Source organism: Limosilactobacillus urinaemulieris (genome assembly GCF_014838745.1).
Lineage (GTDB): Bacteria > Bacillota > Bacilli > Lactobacillales > Lactobacillaceae > Limosilactobacillus > Limosilactobacillus urinaemulieris.
Map to the genome: position 1 here is coordinate 19511 of NZ_JABUXR010000020.1, position 7532 is coordinate 27042.

Annotated in this window: 6 protein-coding genes; all 6 read left to right on the top strand. The window is 32.6% G+C overall.

Features of this window, described 5'->3' with window-relative positions; translation table 11 throughout:
* The first annotated feature begins 215 nt into the window (after window positions 1-215).
* Window positions 216-1712, top strand: a complete 1497-nt coding sequence (locus tag HUK45_RS08260) for a hypothetical protein (protein ID WP_191911933.1) — start codon at window positions 216-218, stop codon at window positions 1710-1712.
* 438 nt (window positions 1713-2150) lie between these two features.
* Window positions 2151-2747 (top strand): DUF3841 domain-containing protein, encoded by a 597-nt coding sequence (locus HUK45_RS08265; protein WP_191911934.1) that lies wholly within the window; start codon window positions 2151-2153, stop codon window positions 2745-2747.
* Window positions 2728-3021, top strand: a complete 294-nt coding sequence (locus HUK45_RS08270) for a hypothetical protein (RefSeq protein WP_235972086.1) — start codon at window positions 2728-2730, stop codon at window positions 3019-3021. The genes HUK45_RS08265 and HUK45_RS08270 overlap by 20 nt, the downstream gene beginning before the upstream one ends.
* A 1058-nt stretch (window positions 3022-4079) precedes the next feature.
* Window positions 4080-4496, top strand: coding sequence for a (deoxy)nucleoside triphosphate pyrophosphohydrolase (locus tag HUK45_RS08275; protein WP_191911935.1), 417 nt, complete (start codon window positions 4080-4082; stop codon window positions 4494-4496).
* On the top strand, window positions 4496-5305 hold the full coding sequence (locus HUK45_RS09605; RefSeq protein WP_235972087.1) for a phospholipase D-like domain-containing protein: 810 nt from the start codon (window positions 4496-4498) through the stop codon (window positions 5303-5305). Before HUK45_RS08275 ends, HUK45_RS09605 begins: the two co-directional genes overlap by 1 nt.
* Window positions 5266-7443: a DUF3427 domain-containing protein gene (locus HUK45_RS08280; RefSeq protein WP_235972089.1), complete on the top strand. Its 2178-nt coding sequence runs from the start codon at window positions 5266-5268 to the stop codon at window positions 7441-7443. Before HUK45_RS09605 ends, HUK45_RS08280 begins: the two co-directional genes overlap by 40 nt.
* Window positions 7444-7532: the final 89 nt, after the last annotated feature.

A 7532-nucleotide genomic window follows, 5' to 3' on the forward strand; every position in this document is an offset into this window, starting at 1 on the left:
CTCAAGGCCTTGAAATACTCCATACGATAGTACCCGAAGAGTAAGGAACGGAGTGACACAGCGATTCGTTGGTACGAACCGTTGAGAGTGTAACGGTGCTGGAAAAAGATGATTAAATTACTGAATGGTCAATTAAATTTATGGTAATTGAATGGGGTTAATAACCAATGTTAAGGAAATTCTTGAAATACCGAAATATTTTTTTAATAGTAGGAGTGTCAATTATTATTACATTTTGGGAATATATAAAAATTTTTAGTGTTTCCTTACATAAACTTTTTAGCTCAGAATTTATTTTTAGTTCTACATCGCTGATAATTTCTCTACTAATACCTATTGCAATTATGTTATTAGGCTCTAAAAAAGGTAGTAACCCTATTGAGAACAGGTGGGCACAAAAGGTACTAAAAAAGCAAATAATACATTTTAAGGATGTGCTTAATTATATTATTATCATTCTTATTTTACTTATGGTAAATCAGCTATTTCCTCAATTAACTGTTTTTACTGCAAGCGCTTTTCTCATATGTATATATTATCTAATTTGCTTGATTCATAAATACATTGAATGGATAGATATTGACGGATTAGGAAATAGATTAGCTATTAATGAGCAAAAAGAACTACTAATTTCTTCAAAATATAGTCTTAATGAACAAGCATTTTATTGGCAACTATTTATAGACTATTCTTGTTCTCAAGACAAAAATTCTCCACTATTTAACCCTAATACTTTCTATAAAGTTTGGGAACAAGCTTCTAAAAACTATAAAGAACAGTCTTCTTATCGGTTCTACAGTTTTTGCTATCTACTAGCTTCAAATATTCCTAAACTAAAACTTAACTATGATTCCGCTTTTGATGAAGAATTTTACAAGCATTGTATTGAACATTATATTAAAGAAGTAGATTCTAAAAGAAATTGGCATGTTCTTGTAAATGCTCAGACCTTATATGTCGAAAAAGACTCTTCAAAAAGTGTTGACAGTTTTGCTTATTATAGATTGGTAAATACATTAAATGAGCTTGTTAATGATAATCTATCAGACGATAGAGCACTGAATTACATTAATATGCAATTTATGAGATGCTTATTAGCTTGTAAAAATCCTTATAATAAAGAGTTGAAAAATACTAATTTTCAGATAAGGTCTAAAAATTTTTTTGATAATCATACCGGTACTTTCCATCAAACTATTAGTTTAATGAAGCAATTTATTAAATGTGTGAGAAAACATAAATATCATTATTCTATGGACGCTTCAATAAATATGCTATTTTCTAAAGCAGATGGTATAACAATAGGGCGTTTAGACTATTTGATCGTATGTATATGTAAGACGTTTAATAGCTATGGTGCTAATCAAAATTTAGCCATAATTATTTTTAATATAGTAAGTGATGCCCCTAAGTTTGGTAAGATATCGGTCTCCCCTAATGAAGAAACCGATATTTCTAATTTAAGTAGTAAAGAATTAATAGAGGCTAGGAGAGAAAGTTATCAAGAAAGTATAAAAATCTATGCTTATTTTTACAAAATAAATGGATCTATTAATCTTTTTAAGGAATATCTTAAAGAGATAATTAATGTTATGACTTCAAATGCATATATTGAAATGATAAGTGAAAAGGAAAATACTAGGTATTTAAGCGGTATTTCTAAAGTATATAAAGACATATTAACTGATTTTTTAAAATGTTTGAATTATTAAGTTATATTGTAATTGAGCTTTTCTAAATAAAATTACCTATTGCTTGCATGATTCAAACAGCTACTAGCTATAATTACTTAAATCTTTTTGCCGACTAATTCGTGGATTCAATTAACTAGTTGACTTTTAATTGGAAAATGTTAAATTAACTATAAACAAAAGATATTGCCAGTAATGGCGTTACGTTGCTTAATAGTGCGTAACATAGAAAAGTACTCTAAGTCTTAATGAAATTTTAGACCAAGAGTACTTTTTAATTCGGCTTAACTATAATTCTTGTGATACTTCATTACTACTGTGTGAATAATTCTTGTTTTAAGACTTTCAGTTTGAGATGGTTAGGACAATGCAAAAAAAGAATGAGTATGGTTGTATTTGATAAAATAAAACAGGACATTGACAGACACAACCTAATATTTGAGAAATGAGAGACGTCAAATGATTATGTGGACTATTCAGCCGTATTACGTATATCAGCAACTAATAAGTAATGGCTTTTTTTACTGCAATCCTAATAAATCGGAAAATTTGAAGCATCCCGATTTTAAGTTAGCTTATCAATGGATGACAAAGCAGTTAAGGGCACGGCTAGCTCCACCTTGTAATCAAATAACCACACCATTATGGGCTTGGTATCGAAGCTATGATTATCATCATCAACGACCGGACTTCCGGTGGACTAGAGATTATCCTGATGAAGTATGTATTGAGTTTGATATTCCAGAAGAGAAAGTCCTTTTAAGTGATTTTGAAGGGTGGCATTTCGTCTTGAATGATTTGTACTATTCTTCGGCAACGAGTGAAAAAGAATTGGAGCAGGGCGAAAGACGGTTTGATGCTTTAAGCAAGGTAGAGCAACAACATATTAAAGAAAGATCTTGGCAACAAATATTTGATATTACTTCACGGCACGGCGAATGGACCAGAAATGGTGAGATAGTTCAGGGATGCTTCTGGCTATTGCAATTAAACCAGGTGCGCAGAGTATGGAGACTGAAGAAAGGAGAAAGAGTTCATGAAATTTATTCAGTATAATCTTGCTGGAAAAGTTGTTAAACAGTATTCAGCTGATGTTAGCCAGTGGGAAGCATATCCGTTAGGCGAGAAAGTACGTATCACCACAAATGACGGGAAAGAATATGTCGGCTTCTGGAATACTTTTATAATGAATCATCAGCTACCAACCGAGATAAAGATTAGTAGTTATGACTTAGATGAAGAGACAGGAAAGTTAAGAAGTGCTAATGATATTGAAGCTTACGTCCCTGTAAAGAAAATCGTTAAAGTCGAAGCAATTTTGCACAAGTAATCCGCGTTGGAGAACCCAGGCGACCAATAAGTTTGTCTTTGCCAAATCGATAGAGTTTGATCCTCAAAAGAATTCATTCTTTGAAAATTGGCCATATAAAAACACCCAGCAAAATAATAAAATTTAGCTGATACTATTTAATAGTTTAACTAATTCTTGAGTATTAAGTGATAATGGATTGGTTAGCCAATGACGTTTTGTCCCGTACTTACTAATGTTTGGATAATACTTTAAGAGCTTAATGCCTGATGATGTAATGCTGAGCCAGCAAGGTTCTTTTAGATAGACCTTGTCAATATGAGTATTTGAAGTAATTAATCCAGTAAATATGTCAGCCAGTAGTCTTCTAATAGCCTTTGAATTAGTAACTTCCGCAAAGAATACCCCTCCATGTAAATGGTTGCTTTTCGTACTTCATCCGCAGGTTCCAAATTTTATCTGAAAAGAAGGATTAATTGAGCACCGGTAGGCCAATGCTAACCAAACAAAATTATAGTAGCCAATTGTTTTATAAGCGTTAGTTTGATTAGATACCATAAAATAAGAATGTAACTTTACTCTTAATTTTGACCAGTTTTCATATTCCAATAAATTAAAGGAAGTATAGCCGTGCCCTTAAGTTCGTTATTATGGGCGGAAAATCTTAAATAATATAATCTCTGTTTGTACGCTACGTAAACATAGAGGCTCTCACTACGAAGTACTGACAGAAACAATTTGATATACATTACCAGGGTAAGATTGCCGAACAGTAGATAGAATGTCTTGGTGCAATTTCTTTGTCATTTCTTTTGATAGTTTCTTTTTGATTTCTGTCACCTTTCTTTAAGTTCTAAGGTCCTAACGTAACATATTTTTACTTTAATCATCTCACCATCCTTGAATGTGAACCCCATATGACATTGGAAGATGGCGATTTTTCTAAGATTACGGATAAAGTTTCAAGTTATTTTATACGACTTTTATTGAGAATTTACTAGTATAATATTTATGTATTATAAAATAGCAGACGGACGATGAACGTCATATATAATTAAGTGAAATGTGAGGGACTTGGATTGAAAAAGCAGATTGAGGTTGTAGGAGCAGCGATTATCAACGAAAATAGGCAAATATTAGCTAGCAAGCGAAATGATGATCGGGTTCTCGGAACATTGTGGGAATTCCCCGGTGGTAAAATCAAGGTCGGTGAAACACCGGAGGAGGCTCTTCGCCGGGAATTACGTGAAGAATTCAATGATAGTATTAAAGTCGGCAAGGTTGTATGTCAACCATCGGTTTATGACTATAATTTTGGTGAGGTTCATTTAACCGTTTATTTTGCAAAATTAATTACACATCACTTTAATTTGGTGGCACATAGCAAGCTCAAGTGGTGTGATCAACAGGATTTGTTGAAACTTAACTGGACTGCTGCCGATTTACCAATCGCAAAGTGCATTAATAAGATGAACTTGAAAGAGGTACACATTTAATGGCTAATTTTAATTATAGTCAGCTCTTAAATAGAAATATTAATAGCCAAGAAGAAAAAGTAGTTAATGAACTGTATGGCTCTTTGATTAATGGCTATATGAGCCAAAATACTGTTGTTAATAATGATCAACTTGGGCCACGTCTTTTGAATAACCAAGAGGGTAGCTTAATTTGGGAGCAAATCAAGCATGAGTTGCTTACATGCGATAGTTATACTTTTTCTGTTGCTTTTATTACCGATCCAATGATTTCTAATTTGAAGCCTATTTTTAAAGAGCTTTCTCAAAAAGGGGTTTGTGGAAGAATTTTAACTTCTACCTACTTGTATTTTAATCGACCAGTCGTATTTCAAGAATTATCTAAACTTCCCAATGTGGAAGTGAAAATTGCTGATGTGGATGGCTTTCACCAAAAAGGATATATTTTTCAGCATCAGGGGTATCAAACAATCATTATTGGTAGTGCAAATTTAACAACAAACGCGTTGATGCGCAACTATGAGTGGAGCTTACAAATCAATTCCTTAGATGATGGCGATATTGTTGACCAAGTTAGCTCAAATGTTGAGTCGGAATGGAATAATGCTAAGAACTTAAACCATGAGTGGATTGTAAACTATGAGGTCATTTATAAGAAAAACCAGAATCATTCGATTTTAACATCAGATTTAAATCAGGTAAAAAATGATGATGCTATCAAGCCAAATCAAATGCAAAAAGATGCTATCAAGCAACTGCATTTATTACGAAAGCAAGGCAAAAAAGAGGCTTGGTTATTTCAGCAACCGGTACAGGAAAAACTTATTTAGGTGCATTTGATGTCAAAGATGCTAAACCAAAGAAAATGCTCTTTTTGGCCCATCGCGAACAAATATTAGAAAAGTCCAAAAATAGTTTTTACAAAGTCCTAGGTGGTCAAAAAGAAGATTATGGTCTTTACACAGGTAATTCACGGGATGAAGATGCCAAGTATGTTTTTGCAACAGTTCAAACTCTTAGTAAGAAAGATCACTTATTGTCATTTTCTAAAGACGAGTTTGACTATATTTTAATAGACGAGGTGCATCATGCTGGTGCTGAAACCTACCAAAGAATAATGAAGTATTTTCGTCCAAAATTTTATCTTGGAATGACTGCAACGCCAGAGCGAAATGATGATTTTAATGTTTTTAAATTGTTTGATTACAATATTGCATATGAAATACGTCTTCCACAAGCTTTAAAGGAGAATATGCTTTGTCCCTTTCATTATGTTGGAATAAGCGATTATGAATTTCAGGATAAAAAAGTTAATCAAGAGATTAACCGCTACAATAATGGGACTACAAGCAAAAAAAACACACAGCAGGTTGTTAAATGGCTTTCAAGTAAAGAACGTGTGCAATATATTTTAGAGCAAACTAATTACTATGGATATTCTGGAGACGCTTTACATGGCTTAATATTCTGCTCAAAGGTATCTGAGGCGACTACTCTTGCAAAAGAACTTACTAAGCAAGGATATTCTTCAAAGACTCTTTCTGGAGCGGATAGCGAATCGAAGAGAAAACAGGTAGTTAAAGAACTTGAAAATGGAACTATCAAGTATATCGTTACTGTAGATATTTTTAATGAAGGAATTGATATTCCCTGTGTTAATCAGGTTGTCCTTTTGCGAAACACAAATTCTAATATTGTTTATATCCAACAATTAGGACGGGGATTACGTAAATTTAAGGGAAAAGAATATGTAGAAGTCCTTGATTTTATTGGTAATTATAAAAACAACTACATTGTTCCAGTTTCTCTTACTGATGATTCTTCGTATTCTAAGGATAGTGCGCGTGAAACTACTAATATTGAACCAACAATTGGAGTTTCAACTATTTACTTTGAACAAGTAGCTAAAGAAAAAATCTTCGAATCAATTCGCCAAGCTAAATTTGACAGTATGCGGAATTTGCGAACAGTTTACAAAAAAATGAAAAAGAGAGTTGGCAGAATTCCACTATTAAGAGATTTTATTAAGTCAAACTCAATTGATCCGGTAATTTTAGTTAACAAAGAAAATAATTACGCTAATTTTCTTAAAAAGATGGACGAAACTGTTTATATTTCCAATTATGAAAATAAAGTATTAACTTTCCTCAATATAGAGTTACTTAATGGTAAGCGACGTCACGAATTGTTATTGTTAGAATTGTTATTGAAACACCCCGTTATTAATTCACAAGAATTTCTAAGAGTATTAAATGATAACCATTGCTTAACCAATCGGAAAGTAATAGATTCAGTACAAAGAGTGCTCAATTTAACATTCTATAATCAGAACGCTTTTCCGTCACGTCAGGATTACGGAGGACAGCCCTTAGTTACATGGGATAGTCAACAAGAGCAATATTGTTTAAACCCAAATATTTGGAATTCACTTCAGAGAAATGAAGATTTTCGAATGCTGTGGGTAGACAGTATTCAGACTGGATTATGTCGAGCAAAAAGATATCAATCAGATCACTTTTTTACAATTGGTCAAAAGTACACGAGAAAAGATGTCATGAGATTAAGCAATAACCCTACGAATGTTACTGCCCAAAATATTGGTGGATATTATTTTAATGACCAGTATGGAATGATTTTTGTAACCTACAAAAAATCAGAAAAAATCAGTAAGTCCATTCAATATGAAGACCGTTTTCTTAGTGATCGGATCTTGCATTATTATTCTAAAAATAATCGCAAATTAACCAGTAAAGAAGTTCAAAAGTTTTTTGATAATCAACGACAGTTATTATTATTTGTAAAGAAGTCAGATGCTGATGATAATAAGTCCTTTTATTACCTAGGCACATGCCAATATCTTGATTCCTCAGCACAACAGGAACTGCAAAATGGTAAACCAATCGTTTCGATGAATCTTCATTTGGACCAAAGGGTTAGTTATCATCTCTATAATCTTCTAGTTGATTAGTTGTTGTTTAATCATATACTAATCAAAAAAGACACCCAACCAAATTAGCCGAGTGCCTTATCTTCCAATTATTCACACCTTCACTTCAC

Excerpts from the sequence above, each read along its gene's own strand:
- HUK45_RS08265 (WP_191911934.1), top strand. The coding sequence starts at position 2,151 with ATGATTATGTGGACTATTCAGCCGTATTACGTATATCAGCAACTAATA.
- HUK45_RS08270 (WP_235972086.1), top strand. The coding sequence starts at position 2,728 with ATGAAATTTATTCAGTATAATCTTGCTGGAAAAGTTGTTAAACAGTAT.
- HUK45_RS09605 (WP_235972087.1), top strand. The coding sequence starts at position 4,496 with ATGGCTAATTTTAATTATAGTCAGCTCTTAAATAGAAATATTAATAGC.